The following is a 20,097-nucleotide window of genomic DNA, read 5'->3' on the forward strand; positions in this document are numbered from 1 at the left end:
CTTTCTGGTGGTGCCGGATCAGCCGGCCGCCGAGATGATGCCTGCGAAATCTGTTGCCTTGAGCGATGCTCCACCGACGAGGGCGCCGTCGACATTCCCGACGCTGAAAATCTCGCCTGCATTGCTGGCCTTCACCGATCCTCCGTAGAGGATACGAACGATCCGACCGTCCGAGCCCAATGCATCGACGAGGAGTTTGCGGATGGACGAGTGGACCTCGGCGATTTGTTCGAGCGTTGGAACGAGCCCGGTACCGATCGCCCAGACCGGTTCATAGGCGATCGCAGTGTTGCTTGAGGTGGCGCCGGCGGGAATTGAGCCACGCAACTGCTCGGCGACCACTTCGATCGCCCTTCCCTCGTTGCGTTCGCTTTGTGTCTCGCCCACGCAAACAATGGCGATGAGCCCGGCTTGATGCGCGGCGGCGGTCTTGGCCGCGACGATTTCATCGTCCTCGCCGTGAGCGAGACGTCGCTCCGAGTGTCCGACAATCACGTATCGGGCGCCAGCATCTGCCAGGATCTCGGCGGAGACGTCACCGGTGTAGGCGCCGGACACCTTCGCGTGGCAATCCTGCGCACCGATGATGATGTTCGTTTCCTCGACCTGGGTGACCGCCCGGTCGATCAGCGTGAAGGGCGGGCAGACGACGATATCGCACGCCGTACTGCCCGTTAGTCCCTTCAGCGCGACGATCTCAGCCAGGGAGGAAGCGAGACCGTTCATTTTCCAGTTGCCTGCGATCAGCTTTTTCATCGGATCACCAGCAGCAGAAGCCGCCATCGACGAGGAGGTCGACGCCCGTGACAAAACTTGCGGCGTTCGAGAGCAGGAACACGGCCGGTCCGACCATTTCATCGACTGATGCCATGCGCTGCATCGGTGTCTGCTCTTCGAAAAGTTTGGTCTGGTGAACCATTTCGGGCCGGGTGTTCATCGGCGTCGCGGTATATCCAGGCGAGATCGTGTTGACGCGGATGCCGCGGTCGACCCATTCCATCGCCATTGATTTTGACATGTGGATCACACCCGCTTTCGACGCGTTGTAATGCGCCTGGCTCAGTCCGCGGTTGACGATAACGCCGGACATCGATGCGATGTTGACGATTGCGCCGCGTCCATTCTTGAGCATGGCGCGTGCTTCGGCCTGGCAGGAAAGGAAGATGCCCTTAAGGTTGATATCCATCAACGTCTGATACTGGTCTTCTTCCATCTCTTCGGCGGGGTTGGCGTTTGCGATCCCGGCAGCGTTGACCGCGAGCGTCAGCGCGCCGAGGTCTGCCTCCGTCCGGGCGACCGCGTCGGCGAGCGAGGATTTGCTGGTGACGTCGGCGGCGATCTGGATCGAGCGGCGACCGGCGGCCGCGATGTGCTTGGCGGTGTTTGCCAGGCCATCGTCGGTGCGGCGATCAAGCAGTGCAACGTCCGCGCCACACTGGGCGAGACCGATTGCAATTCGTTGACCGATACCGCTTCCGGCGCCGGTCACCATGGCGACCTGGCCGCTGAGATCGAAAAGCTTCGGCGCGTTCAGAGTGATGTCGGACACCGCTCTTCCTTTCTTTGTTTTCCTAGATTGTTGCCAGTTCCATGACAGACACGTCGTTTGCCTCTTCACGGGACAAAATGCCTGCCTGCGTGCCTTGAGCGAGCACGAGAATTCTGTTTGAGACGCCGAGAACCTCTTCGAGATCGGAGCTGACGACGATAACCGCGACGCCTTGTCGGGCGAGATTGGCGATAATGTCGTAAATACCGGCTCGTGCACCGACATCGATCCCTCGCGTCGGCTCGTCGAGAACGACCACCTTGGGATCGCGCATCAGCCACTTGGCGATGACGACCTTTTGCTGGTTGCCACCCGAGAGATCCGATGCAAGTTGCTCCGCCCGTCCCTTGACGCCAAACTTGGCGACCGCTTTGTCGGCGAACGAGCGCTTGATGCCGGCTGTGATCCAGCCGCTGCCGAGCTTGTCGAGGTTCGCGTAGATGATGTTTTCGCCAATGCGATGCCCGACGACGAGCCCCTGTTCCTTTCGATCCTCGGGTACCATGACGATCCCCCTGGATATCGCGTCCGCCGGATCGCGAAGCTTGAGGTTCACGCCTTCGAGCTTGATCGATCCAGCGCTGACGGGATCCGCGCCTGCGATCGCGCGAACAAGTTCGGTGCGGCCGGCACCGACGAGGCCGGCAATGCCGAGGATTTCGCCGGCATGAACGTCGAACGTGACGTCACGGAACGAATCTTCCGGTGACGTAAGACCGGATACCTGAAGAACCGGCCGGCTGGACGGTTCTGGCAGAGGTGGAAACATGCGATCGAGCGAACGGCCCACCATGCTCTCGACGATTGTCCGGACGGGCGTCGCGCTGTCTGCAAATTCGTGAACACGCTCGCCATCGCGTAGGACCACGATCCGGTCGGTAATCTTCTTGATCTCTTCCATGCGGTGGGAAATGTAGATGATACCCACGCCTTCGGAACGAAGCTTTCTGACCTGTTCGAACAGCGCCTCGGTTTCGGCACCGCCCAGTGCGGCAGTTGGCTCATCGAGGATCAAAAGCTTGGCGTTGAGAGCAAGCGCCTTGGCGATTTCGATCAGCTGCTGGTTGGCGGTGGAAAGACCAGCGACCTTTCGGGTCGCTGGAATATGCAGATTCAGTCGGGCGAGCTGCTCCTGGGCGCGGCGGACCATCTGCGCCCGGTCGACTACGCCGTTCTTCATCGGCCAACGGCCGATGAAGACATTTTCGGCAATGGACAAGTGCGGCAGAAGCTGCAGTTCCTGGTGGATCAGGACGACCCCCTTGTCGATTGCGTCGCGCGGTGCGGTTGGGGCATAGGGCTGCCCCAACCATGTCATCGTGCCTTCGGATGGCGTGCGTGACCCGGCAATGATGCCCGAAAGCGTCGATTTGCCAGCGCCGTTCTCACCGAGAAGTGCGACCACTTCGCCGGGATAGACGTCCAGGTCCACGTTTTTCAGAACCTGGAGTAGTCCGTAGCGTTTGGATATGCCCCTCAGGGAAAGAACCGGCTCGGTCACAACACACCTCCTAGAGACTTAAGACTGTATTACGGATGGTTGGCGATAAAGCCTGCGACGTTTTCCTTGGTCGTCAAGGTTGCGTCCATGAGCTGCACCGGCGGTACCTTTTCGCCAGCAACGAGCTTGATGGCGTTTGCAACTGCATCGCGGCCCATCTTCTGTGTCTGCTGGGTTGCGGTGACGTCGAAGACGCCCTTGCTCAGAGCCTCGAGTGCAGCGGTGTCACCGTCAAAGCCGCCGACAACGATCTTCTGAGACGGGTTTGCAACCTTGATTGCCTGAGCGGCGCCGAGTGCGAGGGCGTCAGCCTGAGCAAAGACGATCGAGACATCAGGGTTTGCCTGCAGCATGTTCTGCATGATCTGGAAACCTTCGTCCTGACCCCAGATGTTGGAATACTGCTCAGCAACGATCTTCACATCAGGATAGGCCTTGAGAGATTCAGCGCAGCCTTTCGAGCGGTCCTGTTCAGGCGTCGTGCCCTTCTGGCCGTGGATGATGACCATCTTGCCCTTGCCGCCAGCTTCCTTGAGGATGTAGTCGCAAACTGCCTTGGCGGAAGCGACGGAATCCGTTGCAAGGAACGTGTCGCCCGGTGCGCCTTCGGCGTTGCGGTCGACGTTCACAACAGGAACGCCGGCGCTCTTTGCAAGCTTCACCGGAACAGTCGCGGCGGCAGCACCTGCCGGAATATAGATCAGGGCGTCGATTTTCTGCGTGAGCAGGTCCTGGATCTGGTTGACCTGGGTCGGGCCGTCGCCCTTTGCATCGACCGTAACGACTTCGATGCCGCGTTTCTTGGCTTCGTCTTCGACGGCCTGCTTGATCTGGTTGAAGAAGTTTGCCTGCAGGTTCGCGACGGCGAGGCCGAGCTTCTTCACTTCGGCTGCGTGGGCAGAACCGAGGGTCAGACCGAGAATGGCTGCGGAAGCGAGCAATGTGCGCGCAAAGTTCATGTTATTTCCTCCTTCGTTGATGAACCCTTGGGTATCCTCCCCCTCGGGCAGTAATCCGCTCCAAACCTTTCGGAGAGGAATTCTTGATGCCCGCCCATGCGGGCGGGCAGGCGGCTGCTATGCAGCCCGCCGCTTACGGATGGTCTCGGCGCCAACTGCCAGAACAATGACGATGCCGATGATCACCTGCTGCAGGAATGGCGAGACATTGAGCAGATTGAGACCGTTGCGCAGGACGCCGATGATCAGCACGCCGATCAGCGTTCCACCGATGCCCCCTGCCCCGCCGGATAGAGACGTTCCACCGATCACGACGGCTGCAATGGTATCCAGTTCGTAGCCAAAGCCGCTCGATGGCTGGACGGAGTCGAGCCTTGCCGCCAGAACGATGCCAGCGAGACCTGCCAGGACCGCACTGATCACGTAGACGCCGATGGTTACGAGCTGAACATTGATACCGGCGAGACGGGCGACTTCAGGATTGCCGCCGACCGCGTAGAGCATCCGGCCTTCCGAACGGAAATGCAGGAAGATCCAGGCCACTAGAACGACCGCAAGCATCAGGAAAACGGTTGCTGTCAGGATTCCGAAGTGCCGGTCGATGGCAAGCATCATGAACCAATCGGGAAAACCGACGATCTGCTGGCCATCGGTGATCATGTTCGCCACGCCACGTGCGGCAGACATCATTGCGAGCGTCGCGATAAAGGCGGGGACCCTGAACCAGGTCACAAGAATACCGACGATCAGTCCGCTCACGGCGGACGCCAAGAGGGCAAAGACGATCCCGACGGCAAGCGGCATGCCGGCGACGTTGGCTGTCCAACCCATCACCATCATCGAAAGCGCCAGAACCGATCCGACCGACAGATCAATGCCGCCGATCAGGATGACGAAGGTCATGCCGACGGCCATGATGCCGAGCACCGTGATCTGGTCGAGGATGTTTAGACCGTTCCGAAGCGAGAGAAACGCATCGGTGCTGAAGGTCAGGAATATGCACAGGGCGAGGAGTCCGATCAGGGGGCCCGTGGCTCCCGTGAGCTTTCTGACCCATGCGCCAGACGGACGGCTCTGCTCATTTACGTCGATCGCCACCATCATTCCTCCCTGGAGACTAAGGCCGCGGCCTATAAATCTTCAAGCACGAATAAATATTCATGCCTGCTGGAAAATTCATTAACAAACTTGTCCACTCGGTGTCAACTGCGTTTCTAGGCCTTCTTGGCGAATAGAAATCGTTCAGGGGGCTTGACTAACCCTCTTCATGTGCAAAAATATAACCACATGAATAAATATGCAAGAGAGGAAACAACCCAATGGAGCTACCGGAACTTGAACGTATCGCTCGCCAGATACGTCTGCGCGACCTCCAGGCCGTTTACGAGGCTGGAGCTGGCCACATTGGCGGCGAGATGTCCGTTATCGACCTGTTGACCGCGCTTTATTTCCGCGTGCTGCGCCTCTGGCCGGACGAACCCAAGAATCCCAATCGCGACCGCTTCGTGCTGTCCAAGGGGCACACGGCCTGTGCGCTTTACGTCACGCTGGCCAAGCGCGGCTTCATCCCGGAAGAGGAAATCTCCACCTTCCTGAAGCCGCATTCCCGGCTGAACGGACATCCGAACTGCAACAAGGTTCCCGGCGTTGAAACCAACACCGGACCGCTCGGACACGGCCTTCCCGTGGCCGTGGGCATGGCGAAGGCCGCCAAGCTCTCAGGCGCCGACTACCACACCTTTGTGATCACCGGCGACGGCGAAATGCAGGAAGGATCGAACTGGGAGGCCATCATGGCTGCCGCCCAGTTCCGTCTGGACAATCTGACCCTGGTCATCGACCACAACCGCTTCCAGCAGGGCGCATCGCTCTCCGATACGAACGATATCGCGCCGCTGCGTCCCAAGCTCGAAGCTTTCGGTTGGGAAGTCACTGAAATCGACGGCAACAACATGCGTGAAGTGGTTCCGGCTCTTGAGCATCGGAGCAACGGCCGCCCGCACTGCATCGTCGCGCACACCAACAAGGGACACGGTATCTCCTTCATGCAGGACCGTGTCGATTGGCACCACAAGGTTCCGAGCAAGGAACAGTACGAAATCGCATTGGCAGAACTGTCGGAGGCACTCTAATGAACGCGCCAGTAAATGCACCCAAGCTGTATGACTGCCGCGATGCGTTTGCCGCAACGCTCGAGCGTCTGGCAGCCGAGAACGAAACGATCGTCGCGGTTTGCAACGATTCAGTCGGATCGTCGAAGCTCGGGGGCTTCAAGTCGAAGTTTCCGGATCGCCTGGTCAACGTCGGCATCGCCGAGCAGAACATGGTCGGCGTCGGCGCCGGCCTCGCCAACGGCGGTCGCCTGCCCTATGTCTGCGGCGCCTCCCCGTTTCTGACCGGTCGCTCGCTCGAGCAGATCAAGGCCGACATTTCCTACTCGAACGCGAACGTAAAGCTTGTCGGTATCTCCTCCGGTATGGCCTATGGCGAACTCGGGCCAACCCACCATTCCATCGAAGACTTCGCGTGGACGCGCGTGCTTCCGAACCTGCCTGTCATCGCGCCATGCGATCGCATCGAAACGGCGGCGGCGGTCGAGTGGGCGGCGAGCTACAATGGTCCCTGCTTCCTGCGTCTGTCGCGTGTCGGCGTTCCCGACCTTCTTCCCGAAGGTCACAAGTTCGAACTCGGCAAGGCCAACGTGCTGCGCGAAGGTTCCGACGTCACTCTGATTGCCAACGGCACTCTTACGCACCGTATCGTGACTGCTGCCGAGATCCTCGCGGAACGTGGCATCAAGGCTCGCGTTCTCAACCTGGCAACCGTTCGTCCGATCGATGAAGAGGCAATCATTGCCGCCGCGAAGGAAACAGGAGCGATCCTGACAGCCGAAGAACATTCGATCTTCGGTGGCCTTGGTTCGGCCGTTGCCGAGGTTGTCGTTGACAACGCTCCCGTGCCGATGAAGCGTCTTGGCGTTCCGGGCATTTACGCTCCGACCGGTTCGGCCGAGTTCCTGCTCGACGAGTTCGGCATGGCTCCGTCGGCGATCGCGGATGCCGCGCAGGCGCTGATCAAGCGCAAGTAAGCGATAGCACGCCATCATGCCGGGACGCATAGGCGCCCCGGCCCGTAATTTTCTGGAGGATACGATGCGGGCTATTCTGGCCATCGACCAGGGCACGACCAATTCGAAGGCAGTTCTTGTTTCCGAAAAGGGAGAGGTTCTAGCAAGGGGGGCTGCGCCCGTTGGCATTTCCTATCCAAAGCCCGGCTGGGTGGAGCAAGATCCGAGCCGCCTCTATGCATCCGTTTGCGAGGCAATCGATGCCTGCCTGAACTCGGCCGCCGATGTGACTGTCGAGGCGATCGCGATCTCCAACCAGCGCGAGTCCGTCACGGCCTGGGACGCGGAAACAGGCGAGTCCCTGGGACCTGTCCTGAGCTGGCAGTGCAGGCGCACGGCGCCCGATTGCGAGCGGCTCATCGCCGAGGGGCGCCTCGAGCGCGTGCAGGCGCTGACGGGCCTGCCCCTGGACCCGATGTTTCCCGGTTCGAAATTCCGTTGGCTCCTCGATCGTGCACCGAAAGGGCGTCCGATCCGGCTGGGAACGATCGACAGCTGGCTGATCCACTGCCTTACAGGCGGCCGCCTGCATGCATGCGACGCATCGAATGCGGCACGAAGCCAGTTGTTCGACCTTCAGGCGCAAACCTGGAGTGCCGATCTCGGCGAGATTTTTGGGGTCGACATTTCATTGCTTCCCAAGGTGATGGATAGCTCCGCCGACTTCGGGACCACGCTGGGCCTCCCGGGTATCCCGGACGGCACGCCGATCCGTGCCGCCATCGGGGACAGCCATGCCGCTCTCTTCGGCCACGGGGCATTCAAGCCGGGTGATGGCAAGGTGACCTTCGGGACGGGATCGTCCGTCATGACCACCCTCCCCTCTTTCATCGCTCCCAGGAACGGTATCACCACAACGGTGGCATGGCGGATCGGCGGCAAGCCCACGTTTGCTTTCGAGGGCAACATTCTCGTTTCTGCGGCGAGCCTGCCGTGGATGGCGGGCATTCTTGGCCTGCCCGACGTCGCCTCGCTTGTTGACCTTGCAGCCACCGCCGAAGCAAATGGCCCGGGTTTCGTGCCGGCGTTTGTCGGACTTGGGGCGCCCTACTGGAATTCCGACGCGCGCGCCCTCTTCTCGCAGATCAACTTTAGCACGACCCGTGCCCAGATGGCGCGTTCCGTTACGGACTCGATTGCATTTCAAGTCCACGACGTGATCCGGGCGATGCGCGCACAGAGCGGTGGCGAGCTCGGTGCCCTCTATGTCGATGGTGGCCCCAGCCAGAACCGGTTCCTGATGCAATGCGTCTCCAACCTCATCGAGCACGCCGTCATCCAGTGCGAAGCACCTGAGGCGTCGGCCCTAGGGGCCGCCTATCTGGCAGGGCTATCGCTCGGCCTATGGCGTGATCTTGAGGTCATCGCGGCACTGCCGCGCAGCACGCAGACCATCGCGCCCGAAGCCGCCGATCGCGCCACGCTACTGAATACCTGGAATGATGCATTGAGCCGCTCGACGTTGGCGCTGACACCCGCTAAAGGTGAATAAAAATTCACACTGGGATCAACGATGACTCGACTGAACGAACTCCGTCTCATTTCCAGAGTGGCCCAGATGTATCACATCGAGGGGCGGCGACAGGCGGAGATCGCTCAGCATCTTAGGCTCTCCCAGGCGACCGTGTCGCGCATGCTGAAGCGTGCCGAGGCCGAGGACATCGTACGGACAAGCGTGATCCCGCCGGTCGGCACCTATTCCGATCTGGAGAAGGAGTTGCGGGACAAGTTCGACCTGCCGGAGGCGATCGTTGTCGAGTGTTCTGAAGATCGCGACGGCGCAATTATGGCGCGCATCGGCGAAGCCGCAGCCCACCTGCTGGAGGTGACGCTCTCGCCCGGCGAAATCATCGGCGTATCGAGCTGGAGCCAGACGATCTTCAAGATGGTCGAGGCCATCCACCCGCAGAGGAGTGCCCAGGCGAAGTTCATCGTCCAGACGCTGGGGGGCATGGGCGATCCATCGGTGCAGACACATGCGACGCAGCTGACGACACGGCTCGCGAGGATCACCGGCGCCGAACCCAAGCTCCTGCCCGTCCAGGGGTTGGCGTCGTCTCGCGAGGCGAAACTCCTGATGATGGCTGACCCGTTCGTACGGGAGACCTTTGACCTCTTTGCCAGCATAACGCTTGCCATCGTCGGCGTCGGCGCTGTCGAGCCATCCGAGTTGCTCGCAAGGTCCGGCAACATCTTTTCGTCTCGAGAGCTCGCCGATCTCGCGGAGGCCGGCGCGGTCGGCGACATCTCGCTGCGCTTTTTCGACAAACAGGGCAAGGCCGTAAAGACTCCTCTCGACGAGCGCGTCATCGGCCTTTCACTCGATGAGCTATCGCACATCGACCGGGTGATCGCACTTGCCGGCGGACAGAAGAAGACGGTCGCGATCGCGGGCGCCTTGCGTGCGCGGGTGATCGATACGCTCGTTACCGACAAGTTCACTGCGGCGCGGTTGATCGAGCTGTAGGCCGATCAAACATGTGGGTGAATGTCCTATGCGAGAATTGCGGGCATAGATATCGGCGCCGGCAGTGCGGTTAGGCAGCGCGCGTTAGCGCGAACCTATGTCGGACGATGACGTGGCGTGCCACCGTCTAACCCAGCTCTGAGAGCTTTCAGGTTCCGCAAGATCGGTGACCACAGCAACCTGTAGCAGATAAAAACTCAATTTATGATTGAATATGCTATCTCGGCATTGAAATCGCCGCCCTCAAGCATGCTTCGATCGTCTCAGGCCCTGAAATCTCCAACTTGTTCTCGTCGCGTACGTGGACCGCGCTCCACTGGAGGGGGGCGATGTCAAATTGTCTTCATGATCTTCTCCTAGGACCGGACGGAGACGAGGTGATCGATGACGAAACTCTGGACATCCAGTCGCGGACCAATCGCGGCAAACGAAACAGATCTGCTGAAGGCGAAAGCGATCAATGCCCTCCTGTTGCAGCCGATCGATATCCTCCCCTCCACAATCGGTGACCCGATCAAGCCTTTTGCGCTTGGGCTTTGGAACGAGATCCGACCTCTTCTGAGGCCAGATGCGAACGTGACCGCCCTACGACGGGCCACCGGCTCTTATCTGCATTCCAAGCGCTACTACCTCGCGACCGCCCAGCCGGAGTCGATGCGCTTCGATCTTCACGGCCGCAGCACAGGCCCGGTCTCGACTGCCGATCGCCTAGTCGCCCAGCAACGGTATCAAAGCCTGCTCCAAAGCAAGGAGGCCTCCCCTGCTCCCATCGCCATAGCCGCAGTCCCGCCCAGCCTCACCAAGACGGAACAGATCCGGGCTGCATTGCTAAGCCGTCGACCGGCACAGGCAGCACAACCCATAAAGTGACGAATTGCTCCGCTCGCAGAGCTCCATCGAGTAGAGGCGCCGTCGGCATGAACCCGAGCGGGAGTTCGCTTGTGTGTCGAGTTGCAGATTGGCGATTGGCTGGCGCGCCGGCATGTTGCGCAGCGATATGGCAGTCGACACGACCGCGCGCTCTCACTCTCTGGCATCGTGACCCAAACGAGCCCGACCGATCTCGCACCGGCGAATGAATACGGTGGCTGAAAGATGCCAGCCGCTCGGAGGTCAGCCGGACGTTCAGGTGTTCAACACCGCACGAATGCTTTTAGCGACCGGAACCTGGCGTGCCACTCGGTCCTCGATCCGGGTAGTAGCCCGCCTCTCCTATCCCGTCTCGGTAGTTCATTCCTTGCGCGTCCGTTCGGCCACCGTCACAATGGCCGTTGTAGCCGATCGAACTGGCATTCCCGTTCGCTTGCCAGCTCCTACGCCCAGGAGATGCGGAATGTTGTGTGCGCAGAGCACTCTGAGAGCCGGACTCGAGAAAACTGTTGATACTCAGCCGCTTAAAGCCGTGGGCCGTGACCCACAGCGGTCTTCTTCCAATTCGTCCCCAAATCGGGCTGTCATTCTGGCCCGTTTGATGCCGGCTCGCTAAGGGCCTGCTTAGCGGAGAGTACCTCCGGTGCTCCGATGACCCGCCGTCCAGTGATCTCGCAGGGCGACGGCTGTGCCAACCGCTTGCGCGATTCGGCAATCACGCGGCGTTGCGGTCGGTTTTCCTGCGCATGACGACGCCAAGGGTCCGTCAAGTTGGTGAAAGGCCGCCGTTCCGAAAAGTATATATTCATCAATCGCTTAGTGTTGTGGGCCGCGGCCTACAGGGTTTTTCGCCTTCCTGCTGCTTTTGGTCTTCAGGAGTGCATGGGGCAGGCTCTCGCAACTCGCGAGGCTTGGAGCCGACCAAGGATGTGCGTCTCCCGTCTCCAAAACTCGCTCCACTTGTTGCGGGCGAGGGGAGCTTCCAGCCGCCGCGATCAGTTCGCCGAGGAGGTTAAAGCGACGGCTATCCCTGGCGTATGGCCGTGCCGCCCGCCACTTGGTCTCGGCAATCTTCGAGCCTAAGGACGGAGAGGTCTCGTCTATACCAGCATTAGGGAAGGTGTCGTCACGAACTACGCGGTCTTCGGGTGTGGTTGGACGCCAAAACAGGCCAGGGGTGTTGGTCCATCGATACGGGGTTTGTTGCTGGCATTTGTCCGGCGACTTAACGCTCGGTTCATCCTGTGTGCAAGTTTAGTTCACCTAGGGGTCCGATATTAATGAGGTGGAAGACGTTCCGGTGTTTTCTAGTCAGCGTCGGATTATCGATAGGAGAATGAGCATGATGCTCGATGATATCTCGCCCCTGATCTGGATCGCTGCGGGTGCCTTTGTATTCTTTCGCTGGGTCGTCAGTGACATGAACCGTCACGGGTAGGCACAAAACCGCGCGCAGTTACTTCCGCACACAGCCGGCTTCCTGAGCCGAACGGTGTGACCGGTACATCGGTAGTCTCAATTCGTGGGAGTCGGTATTCCTGTAAGCGTCTCGACCGAAGCTGTTTCCCATCAGAATCAATCAGATTGCGATAGCACGACGGCCGTTTGACCGTGCAGGGGCTGGCGCTCACCACTTGTTTGAGCTGAATGGCGACATCGCCGCGCGCCAACCTGCCAGGCGATCGATAGTAGATGCCAGAAAGATTATCTTCCGAGGTCAGCGTGGGGGCGATACGTCGGCGCTCCTCTTCCGCAGCTCGTCTAACGAACCCGATCGTGAAGCTCTGGACAGGGTTGCCTATTCGAGGGGAAAGTCGGTGCTATAGCGCATTGCGGTCGGAGGTATAGCCGTCGGAAGCCGGGCTTGAGTAGGGGTGAGTAACCTCCCATCTAGGTATCTCTTCTGAGCGCTGATGAGGTTGCCGCGACGGCGGGTGGCATTTGCACCGGTCCCGGTCTCAATGCGCCCCTATGGGTTCGGGCCTGGACTGGCCGTTGGCTTGCATCTCGGCGATAAAAATGGACGGCAGATATGTTCGCGTTCGGACAGCCCGAGACAGGGAACTCCGCGTTGCGCAGTGGGGGAGGGAGCCCGCTGTCGGTGAGCTTTGGCGCGCAGCAAGCTCCGTTTATGACCGGCAGCTGGGTTCATCGAGCCGCGCTCGCTGTTGGTGACGGCCGCAAACTTCTAAGGACGCAAAATATTCTTTGAACTCGACAGCTTTGATCGCAAGCGTCGGGAATTCACGAGAATGATCCAGCACTCTCATGGAAGGCGAGACGGTATTGCGCCCCAAGCGTTGTTCGATCGCCAGAGCAGACCGGCTTCGAAGCCGGGAGTACAATCAGCCAGTTGACCGACGACGGAAGATGAGCAACGCTGACACTTGCAGGAGCAGCAGTCACTACCGCGCCCCAGTGGTTTGGGCGCCGATTGCTCTGTAGTTGATCGTCTGCGGCTAGCTGGCGGCAGAACGAAGCGTGCCGATCAGGGGTTCACGGGCAGATGCTGACGGCCATGGCGCCGATGTGAGATGCCTGTTGGGGCAGGCTGGGATATGACGGCAAGCTCGACCTCAGCACGGGCGGATAGGCTTGCCTTCGAAGATGCGCCCGTCCTCCGACGCGAAATCCTCAGCAAATGGTTTGAATGCATTTGTTAACCATGTCATAACTGGACGAAGCAAAGTCACGTTTCGCTTCGCTTTGCGGTAAATTGAAAAAGATAACAATGCGCTACGACATCGATACATCGATGGTAAACACTTTGCTACCCGATCTCGTTAGGGCGGAGGATGCTCTGGCGCGGCTGGACGAGAGGGCTTTGCGCTCCTCAGTCGGAGAGGGCTTTGCCGAGCGCCGACATTTCTTCGATGCCGTGGGCGCAATGTGGGTTGCTGGCGAGCTTGTCCATGTCGAGGATCTTGTGCTTCACGACGCGCATATGGACACGCGCACGCCAAGCCATGAGCTGACGATCGCGCATGGGGTCTTGCGTGCCCGGCGGAGGATATGGACGGGCGAGCCTGGCTGGTCGTTGAGTGCCGCAGGTCTCGCTGTGCTGGCCGGGAGCGGGGGAGGGGAGGAGCGCGCTCCGGAGCAAAAGGGTGCCGAGCCCGGGGGCGATGATGACGACGGCGTTGACGATGCCCTCTCGGCGGAGCTAGCGGAGATCGATGCGGTGCTGGAGCGTTCGCAGCGGCTGTTGGACAGCCATCTGGCCAATGCACCCGCCGAAGTCGCCGTGACGTCTTCCAAGGAAAAGCGTAGCGATGATCCGCTCGGGCTCTTCGATGACGAGGAATGGGACGAGTCGGCGCGGTTGCGCGAATGGAGAGGCGTGCTCGCGATCGCGGATCAGTTGCCGCCGACAATAGGCGCAGCGGTTCTTTTCGAGGCATGGGAAAAGATCGAGCCGCTGCGGCGGCAACACTGGCTCGGCGGTTTGCTTGTTGCGAGTTACCTCCGGTCGCGCGGGAAGGTGACGTCGCATCTCTTTTCCTTCTACGCCGGCCTGAAGACTGTTCGCCACGAGCGTCGCCGTGCGCGTGACAGGCTGACGCGACTACAGGCCTTTCTTGATGGCATGACCGAAAGTGCTGTCCTGGGCTTGAAGGAGATGGACCGGCTTTCCCTGGCGCAGACGCAGATGGAAATGCGCTTCAAGGATCGGCGCTCGAATAGCAGTCTTCCGGACCTTGCGAGTTTTGTGCTGTCGCGACCGATGGTGTCCTCCGCCATGGTGGCGCGCGAGCTCCGGATCACCAGCCGCGGCGCGCTCAATCTCCTGAATGAGATCGGTATCCGCGAGATTACCGGCCGTGGCCGCTATCGGGCCTGGGGTATCCTCTGAACAAAAAGAAAGCGGCCGAGCCAAGGCTCAGCCGCTTCCGTGTAGTGAACACCCGATCCGCGCATCCTGTCACAGCGTGCGGACCGGGCGTTCTAGCGCTTCCATTGCCCCCAGAAGCGCTTAAGCCTATTCCCGCTCACCCGTGAAGTTGAGCAGCAGCTGGAAGATGTTGACGAAGTTCAGGTAGAGCGAGAGCGCGCCGAAGACGGCAAGCTTCTGGTTCGATTCCTGGTCGTAGTTCTCCGAATACTGTTCCTTGATATTCTGCGTGTCGTAGGCGGTGAGGCCGACGAAGACGAGAATGCCGATCACCGAGATCGCGAACTGCAGTGCGCTTGAGCCCAGAAAGATATTCACGAGGCTCGCGATGACCACGCCGATAAGGCCCATCATCAGGAAGGAACCGAAACGGGAGAGGTCACGCTTGGTTACATAGCCATAGAGGCTGGTCGTGCCGAACATGGTCGCGGCGATGAAGAAGGTGCGCGCGATGCTGGTGCCGGTGAAGACCAGGAAGACGGACGCGAGCGACAGGCCCATGACGGCACAGAAGGCCCAGAAGGTCATCTGGGCTGCGCCGGCCGACATCGTCTGGATCTTGAACGAGAAGAAGAAGACGAAGGCCAGCGGCGCGAGCATCACGACCCACTTCAGCGGCGACTGGAAGATCGGCACGTAAAGTGCCGGCGTGCTGCCGACGATGAATGCGATGATGCCGGTGATGACAAGGCCGACGCCCATGTAGTTATAGACGCGCAGCATGTGCTGGCGCAGACCTTCGTCGAATAGTGCCTGCGAACCGGCGGCGGAGCCGAAACCGTAACGCGGATTGATCGGGTTCATACAGATCTCCTCGATTGAACTAGTAGAGGGTACGAGCAAGCTGATCAGCTGCTCGATCCAGAGTGATGGTGCGATCGCCGGTGACGAGTGCGTAAGCGACGTCGCCTATCTGCCAGTAGGCTGCCTCCGCGTTATCAAGCGCGATATGGCTGACGGATGCCACGGAGAACGAACCCGGGCGAACCGCGAACAACGACAGCTGCTTGCCGTCGTCGGTCCGCAGCGCCATCTCGACGCTCGGGCCGAACTCCGACGGGAAGATCTGAACGTCGGAAATCTTCCATTCCGCCGGAAGCTGCGGCATGACGATCGCCGTTGCCGCGCGGATATCCTCCGGCTTGTAGCTCGCAACCGATTGCGATGGCATGGATTGCCGCAGCACCGCCGTTTGATAGGCGCGCACGGCGTCCTCGACATAAGCAGGGGCGGGAACCGATGCTGACACTTCGGTTGCGGTAAACGCACCGAAGGAGTTGTGTGCGACCCAGCCGGCCGCGACGAGAACGCCGACAGCAGCGATGCGCTGCATCGTGTGGAAGATCCTGCCATAGGCAAGGCCGCGTTCCAGGCGGCGAGCCGCATCACGCGTTTCGGCCCGGCCGAACGCGGTCTCGTTTGCAAGCGCCAGACGCAGTTCGCCCCTCATGCTGAGATCCGCCATGACCTTGGCAGCGGTCTTCGGATGTTCGGACAGGAAGGTTTCCACCTGGATGCGTCGTGCGACGTCAAGCTCGCCATCGACATAGGCGTCGAGATCGGCGTCGATGATCGGATCAACTGTCTTCATTGTCGCCCCCTTCGATCAATCTCAAATGCGAAATACGCGGCGTCTTCTCTTCGAATTCCCTCAGCTGGGCGCGAGCGCGCGAAATGCGCGACATCAGCGTCCCGATCGGTATCCCGAGCGCTGTTGCTGCTTCCTGGTAGGAAAGGTCCTCGATGGCGACGAGATGGAGTGCTTCGCGCTGCTCTTCCGGAAGATGGAAGAACGCGTTGCGGACCTGCTGCAGCCGAACCGCATGTTCCTGGCCGGCCGGCAGGGACTGGTCAGCTGCCGTGGCGGCCTCATCGTGCCGACGTGTCAGCGACCTGCCCTGCCGGACGCGGTCGATGTGAGCGTTATGCAGAATTGAGAGCAGCCAGGTACGCAAGTTACCACCACGATGGAAGCTCTGCTTTTTTTCCAATGCCCGGACCAAGGCATCGTGGACCAGATCTTCGGCGTCATCCGAATTGCGCACGAGCGAACGCGCATAACGCCGAAGCGCTGCGAGCTGGCCAATGACATCGAATGGGCGTTCTTTCCGTTCCATGATTGAGTATACGAGGCTGTCGAAGGTTTTATTCCCGCCAGAATTAAAAAAATGCGCAAATAGCGACTTGGCTCTGAAATGTCGTCCGCTTAGCCTGCATGTCATGGTTTCCATGGCGAAGTCCGTACAACTGCAGGAACAGAACTATGTCTGGCGGTACAATCCGGCTCTTGACGCCCGAGGATGCTCTGGCGTTCAAGCAAATTCGAATGGAAGCGCTACGCTGCGAACCCGCCGCATATGCGAGCACTGTTACGGACTGGGAGAGCCTTTCTCTTGACGAATGGGGCAGGCGATTGGTCGAAATGCCGGTCTTTGGCGCTTTCCAGGATGATGAGCCAGTCGGCATCATGGGGGTGATGCGGCAAAAACCCAGCAAGACGATGCATCGAGCAACGATCATCATGGTCTATGTGCGCAGCAACCTGCGCGGAACCGATCTCGCCGGAAGACTTCTGGCAGCGGTCATGAAATATGCCGGCGACCACGGGATCAGGCAGCTGGAGCTTGCGGTCAGCGCGGAAAATCCCGCGGCGTACCGTTTCTATCGGCGCGAAGGCTTCGTCGAGATCGGTCGGATTCCAGGCGGTTTTCTTCACGAGGGCGAAGAGGTCGACGAGATCATGATGGCGCGCCGGACAGAGCCGTGGTGCCATTCGATCCGACTTGAACGGTACGATATCCCAGCGCGATCCTAGATCGCACGGTCCTCGGACAGCTCTTCGAGAATGGGACAATCGGGGCGATCGTTGCCGTGGCAGGCGTGCACGAGGTGTTCCAGCGTCCGGCGCAGTTCGGTCAGTTCACGGATCTTGCGGTCGATCTCCGTGAGCTTCGCCTGGGTCAGTTCCTTCACATCGGCACTCGCCCGGCTCTTATCTTCATAGAGAGCCAGCAGCTGCCGGCATTCCTCAACCGAGAAGCCGAGCCCGCGGGACTTCTGCAGGAAGCGCAGCTTGTGGACGTCGGCCACCGCATAGTCGCGATAGCCGTTGTCGCTCCGGTCAGGGTTGATGAGCCCGATATCCTCGTAGTAGCGGATCGTCTTGGCCGGCAGGCCGGAGCGCTCCGATGCTTGACCGATATTCATGGCACCCTCCTAAAGTTTGGCGAACCGCAGCCGCAACGCGTTGCTGATGACGGAGACGGACGAAAGGCTCATGGCCGCAGCAGCGATCATCGGCGAGAGCAGGAGGCCGAAAACCGGATAGAGCAGCCCTGCGGCAAGCGGAACCCCAAGAGCATTGTAACCGAAGGCAAAGCCCAGGTTCTGGCGGATGTTGCGCATCGTTGCTTCTGCCAGCCGCCGGGCGCGGACGATGCCGTTGAGGTCGCCTTTCACCAGCGTGATGCCGGCGCTTTCCATTGCGACATCAGCTCCCGTGCCCATGGCGATGCCGACATCGGCTGCCGCGAGCGCCGGCGCATCGTTGACGCCGTCACCGGCCATCGCAACGACTGCGCCTCTGGCATGCAACTCATCGATCAGGGCTTTCTTGCCCTCGGGAAGAACGTCGGCGCGGACCTCGTCGATCCCGAGGCTCGCTGCCACCGCACGCGCGGTTCTCTCGTTGTCGCCGGTCGCCATGATGATCTTGAGGCCGGTGTCATGCAGCGCCTTGATCGCCGCCGCGGTCGTGGGCTTGATGCGATCGGCGACTGCGACGAAGCCTGCGAGGTTCTGGTCGACGACAACGAACATCACCGTCTTGCCGGCGTCCCGGAGCGATTGGATCTGGCCGGCGAGCGGCTCCACATCAATCTTGAGCGCCGCCATCATGGCGGCATTGCCGAGGGCCACGGTTGCACCGCCTGCCTTGCCTTCCACGCCCTTGCCCGTGATGGATCGGAAGTCGCTGACATCGAGCAGGGAGACACCAGCCTCCTGTGCGCCGGCAACGATCGCCTCCGCCAGCGGATGCTCCGAGCCGCGCTCGAGGCTGGCAGCCAGGCGCAAAAGCTCGTTGGCCTCGATGCTGGCGAAAGGCACGACATCGGTCAATCTCGGCTTACCTTCGGTGAGGGTGCCGGTCTTGTCGACGATCAGCGTATCGACCTTGGCGAAACGCTCGAGCGCTTCGGCATCCTTGATCAAGACCCCTTCCTGTGCGCCGCGGCCGGTCGCGATCATGATCGACATCGGTGTTGCAAGGCCCAATGCACAGGGGCAGGCGATGATCAGCACCGCCACCGCGGCGAGCAGCGCATGTGCCATGCGGGGTTCGGGGCCGACGAAAGCCCACACGAGGAACGCGACAATGGCCGCGGCTACCACGGCCGGGACGAAGACGGCGGAGACACGGTCAACCGCTCCCTGGATCGGTGCGCGCGAGCGCTGAGCCTTGGCCACCATGTCGACGATCCGCGACAGGGTGGTGTCCGCGCCGACCTTTTCAGCTGTCATGACCAGCGTGCCGTTGCCGTTGATGGTGCCACCGGTGAGCGGCGCACCTGTTTCCTTTTCCACCGGCATTGGCTCGCCTGAGATCATGGATTCATCGACTGTCGACTGACCCTCGCTGACCGTTCCATCCACGGGAATCCGTTCGCCCGGGCGAACACGCAGGCGGTCGCCGACCACGACGTCGTCGACTGCGATATCGGCTTCCGCACCATCCGCGGCCAGACGACGTGCCGTCTTCGGCGCGAGATCGAGCAAGGCGCGAATGGCCGAGCCCGTGCGTTCGCGCGCCTTCAATTCCAGCACCTGGCCGACGAAGACGAGGGCGACGATGACGGCTGCGGCTTCGAAATAGACGGGAACAGCGCCGCCATGACCACTGAACGTATGCGGGAAGATGCCAGGCATCAGCGTTGCCACGACACTGTAGATGTAGGCGGTTGCGACACCGAGCCCGATCAGGGTCCACATGTTGGGGCTGCGGTTGATGACCGAGGCCCATGCGCGGCGGAAGAAGGGGAGGGCTGCCCAGAGGACGACGGGTGTTGCCAGCAGCAATTCGAGCCAGGTCGATAGTGGCTCACCAATCCAATCACGCAGCAGCATGCCGACCATCGGACCCATGCTGAGCACGAGCAGCGGCACGGACAATGTCGCGCTGATCCACAGGCGCCGTGTGAAATCGACGAGCTCGGGATTGGGGCCTTCGTCGGCCGGTGGGATGCCCATCGGTTCCAGCGCCATCCCGCATTTCGGGCAATCGCCGGGATGGTCACTGATGACCTCGGGATGCATCGGGCAGGTGTAGAGCGTGCCCTTTGGCACAGGCTTGGCCGCCGGTTTGGTGCCGTCGCGGTAGGCTTCCGGGTCGGCCTCGAACTTCGTCTTGCAACCAGCAGAGCAGAAATAGAACTTCTCGCCATCGTGCTTCAGGAAATGCGCGGCGGTTGCGCGGTCAACGGTCATGCCGCAGACGGGATCCTTGGCTGTCCGATAATCCTCAGGCGAGGCCTCGAATTTGCTGCGGCAGCCCGCGGAGCAAAAATGATAGGTCTGTCCGCTGTAGACCAGCGAGGGCTTTCCGGCGTTTCGATCGACGGTCATCCCGCAGACCGGATCGCGGACAACAGGCGCGCCTGGTTCGTCATGCCGATGACTTCCATGGCAATGATCGGGATGGTGCGAGTGCTTGTTGTCCATAAGGTTCTCCTTCG

17 protein-coding genes are annotated in these 20,097 nt (G+C 60.6%); 7 read left to right on the forward strand and 10 right to left on the reverse strand.

Features of this window, described 5'->3' with window-relative positions:
- Positions 1-18: 18 nt before the first annotated feature.
- From tpiA to A6U87_RS19105, 5 genes are all read right to left on the reverse strand, one after another.
- Entirely contained in the window at positions 19-756 is a 738-nt protein-coding gene (tpiA, locus tag A6U87_RS19085) for a triose-phosphate isomerase (protein ID WP_065692998.1), read from the reverse strand.
- 4 nt (positions 757-760) lie between these two features.
- Positions 761-1,549 carry an SDR family oxidoreductase gene (locus A6U87_RS19090; RefSeq protein ID WP_065692854.1) on the reverse strand — a complete coding sequence of 263 codons (789 nt, stop codon included), beginning with the start codon at positions 1,547-1,549 and terminating at the stop codon, positions 761-763.
- A 22-nt stretch (positions 1,550-1,571) separates the two neighbouring features.
- The gene (locus A6U87_RS19095; RefSeq protein WP_065692855.1) at positions 1,572-3,050 is read right to left on the reverse strand and encodes a sugar ABC transporter ATP-binding protein; all 1,479 of its coding nucleotides are present in this window, start codon (positions 3,048-3,050) and stop codon (positions 1,572-1,574) included.
- 29 nt (positions 3,051-3,079) lie between these two features.
- Positions 3,080-4,009: a sugar ABC transporter substrate-binding protein gene (locus A6U87_RS19100; RefSeq protein ID WP_065692856.1), complete on the reverse strand. Its 930-nt coding sequence runs from the start codon at positions 4,007-4,009 to the stop codon at positions 3,080-3,082.
- 117 nt (positions 4,010-4,126) lie between these two features.
- Positions 4,127-5,110 (reverse strand): ABC transporter permease, encoded by a 984-nt coding sequence (locus A6U87_RS19105; RefSeq protein ID WP_065692857.1) that lies wholly within the window; start codon positions 5,108-5,110, stop codon positions 4,127-4,129.
- Between the two features lie 218 nt (positions 5,111-5,328).
- Between A6U87_RS19105 and A6U87_RS19110 the strand changes: the two genes are divergently transcribed.
- From A6U87_RS19110 to A6U87_RS19135, 6 genes are all read left to right on the forward strand, one after another.
- Complete coding sequence (locus A6U87_RS19110; RefSeq protein ID WP_065692858.1) at positions 5,329-6,141, forward strand: transketolase; 813 nt, start codon at positions 5,329-5,331, stop codon at positions 6,139-6,141.
- Positions 6,141-7,097 carry a transketolase family protein gene (locus A6U87_RS19115; protein WP_065692859.1) on the forward strand — a complete coding sequence of 319 codons (957 nt, stop codon included), beginning with the start codon at positions 6,141-6,143 and terminating at the stop codon, positions 7,095-7,097. The genes A6U87_RS19110 and A6U87_RS19115 overlap by 1 nt, the downstream gene beginning before the upstream one ends.
- A gap of 64 nt (positions 7,098-7,161) precedes the next feature.
- Positions 7,162-8,628 (forward strand): FGGY family carbohydrate kinase, encoded by a 1,467-nt coding sequence (locus A6U87_RS19120; RefSeq protein ID WP_065692860.1) that lies wholly within the window; start codon positions 7,162-7,164, stop codon positions 8,626-8,628.
- 21 nt (positions 8,629-8,649) lie between these two features.
- Positions 8,650-9,603 carry a sugar-binding transcriptional regulator gene (locus tag A6U87_RS19125; protein ID WP_065692861.1) on the forward strand — a complete coding sequence of 318 codons (954 nt, stop codon included), beginning with the start codon at positions 8,650-8,652 and terminating at the stop codon, positions 9,601-9,603.
- Positions 9,604-9,987: 384 nt separating this feature from the next.
- Positions 9,988-10,473: a ProQ/FINO family protein gene (locus A6U87_RS19130; RefSeq protein WP_065692862.1), complete on the forward strand. Its 486-nt coding sequence runs from the start codon at positions 9,988-9,990 to the stop codon at positions 10,471-10,473.
- A 2,731-nt stretch (positions 10,474-13,204) separates the two neighbouring features.
- Complete coding sequence (locus A6U87_RS19135) at positions 13,205-14,326, forward strand: RHE_PE00001 family protein (RefSeq protein WP_065692863.1); 1,122 nt, start codon at positions 13,205-13,207, stop codon at positions 14,324-14,326.
- Positions 14,327-14,452: 126 nt separating this feature from the next.
- Here the strand turns inward: A6U87_RS19135 and A6U87_RS19140 are convergent, their stop codons facing one another.
- The 3 genes from A6U87_RS19140 to A6U87_RS19150 are packed head-to-tail and all read right to left on the reverse strand — an operon-like array spanning position 14,453 to position 16,482.
- On the reverse strand, positions 14,453-15,169 hold the full coding sequence (locus A6U87_RS19140) for a Bax inhibitor-1/YccA family protein (protein WP_065692864.1): 717 nt from the start codon (positions 15,167-15,169) through the stop codon (positions 14,453-14,455).
- A 19-nt stretch (positions 15,170-15,188) separates the two neighbouring features.
- Positions 15,189-15,956 (reverse strand): anti-sigma factor, encoded by a 768-nt coding sequence (locus A6U87_RS19145; protein ID WP_065692865.1) that lies wholly within the window; start codon positions 15,954-15,956, stop codon positions 15,189-15,191.
- A complete protein-coding gene (locus tag A6U87_RS19150) occupies positions 15,943-16,482 on the reverse strand; it encodes a sigma-70 family RNA polymerase sigma factor (protein WP_065692866.1) in 540 nt (179 codons plus the stop codon). The genes A6U87_RS19145 and A6U87_RS19150 overlap by 14 nt, the downstream gene beginning before the upstream one ends.
- 146 nt (positions 16,483-16,628) lie before the next feature.
- Between A6U87_RS19150 and A6U87_RS19155 the strand changes: the two genes are divergently transcribed.
- Complete coding sequence (locus tag A6U87_RS19155) at positions 16,629-17,180, forward strand: GNAT family N-acetyltransferase (RefSeq protein ID WP_065692867.1); 552 nt, start codon at positions 16,629-16,631, stop codon at positions 17,178-17,180.
- Here the strand turns inward: A6U87_RS19155 and cueR are convergent.
- On the reverse strand, positions 17,177-17,572 hold the full coding sequence (gene cueR, locus A6U87_RS19160; protein WP_065692868.1) for a Cu(I)-responsive transcriptional regulator: 396 nt from the start codon (positions 17,570-17,572) through the stop codon (positions 17,177-17,179). The two genes, A6U87_RS19155 and cueR, sit on opposite strands and share 4 nt — an antisense overlap.
- Before the next feature lie 9 nt (positions 17,573-17,581).
- On the reverse strand, positions 17,582-20,083 hold the full coding sequence (locus A6U87_RS19165) for a heavy metal translocating P-type ATPase (protein ID WP_065692869.1): 2,502 nt from the start codon (positions 20,081-20,083) through the stop codon (positions 17,582-17,584).
- Positions 20,084-20,097: the final 14 nt, after the last annotated feature.

It is taken from the genome of Rhizobium sp. AC44/96, assembly GCF_001692185.1.
Lineage (GTDB): Bacteria > Pseudomonadota > Alphaproteobacteria > Rhizobiales > Rhizobiaceae > Rhizobium.

Coding starts and splice junctions, on each gene's coding strand:
- tpiA (WP_065692998.1), bottom strand. CDS start 756: ATGAAAAAGCTGATCGCAGGCAACTGGAAAATGAACGGTCTCGCTTCC.
- A6U87_RS19100 (WP_065692856.1), bottom strand. CDS start 4,009: ATGAACTTTGCGCGCACATTGCTCGCTTCCGCAGCCATTCTCGGTCTG.
- A6U87_RS19105 (WP_065692857.1), bottom strand. CDS start 5,110: ATGGTGGCGATCGACGTAAATGAGCAGAGCCGTCCGTCTGGCGCATGG.
- A6U87_RS19110 (WP_065692858.1), top strand. CDS start 5,329: ATGGAGCTACCGGAACTTGAACGTATCGCTCGCCAGATACGTCTGCGC.
- A6U87_RS19115 (WP_065692859.1), top strand. CDS start 6,141: ATGAACGCGCCAGTAAATGCACCCAAGCTGTATGACTGCCGCGATGCG.
- A6U87_RS19120 (WP_065692860.1), top strand. CDS start 7,162: ATGCGGGCTATTCTGGCCATCGACCAGGGCACGACCAATTCGAAGGCA.
- A6U87_RS19125 (WP_065692861.1), top strand. CDS start 8,650: ATGACTCGACTGAACGAACTCCGTCTCATTTCCAGAGTGGCCCAGATG.
- A6U87_RS19130 (WP_065692862.1), top strand. CDS start 9,988: ATGACGAAACTCTGGACATCCAGTCGCGGACCAATCGCGGCAAACGAA.
- A6U87_RS19135 (WP_065692863.1), top strand. CDS start 13,205: ATGCGCTACGACATCGATACATCGATGGTAAACACTTTGCTACCCGAT.
- A6U87_RS19140 (WP_065692864.1), bottom strand. CDS start 15,169: ATGAACCCGATCAATCCGCGTTACGGTTTCGGCTCCGCCGCCGGTTCG.
- A6U87_RS19145 (WP_065692865.1), bottom strand. CDS start 15,956: ATGAAGACAGTTGATCCGATCATCGACGCCGATCTCGACGCCTATGTC.
- A6U87_RS19150 (WP_065692866.1), bottom strand. CDS start 16,482: ATGGAACGGAAAGAACGCCCATTCGATGTCATTGGCCAGCTCGCAGCG.
- A6U87_RS19155 (WP_065692867.1), top strand. CDS start 16,629: ATGTCTGGCGGTACAATCCGGCTCTTGACGCCCGAGGATGCTCTGGCG.
- cueR (WP_065692868.1), bottom strand. CDS start 17,572: ATGAATATCGGTCAAGCATCGGAGCGCTCCGGCCTGCCGGCCAAGACG.
- A6U87_RS19165 (WP_065692869.1), bottom strand. CDS start 20,083: ATGGACAACAAGCACTCGCACCATCCCGATCATTGCCATGGAAGTCAT.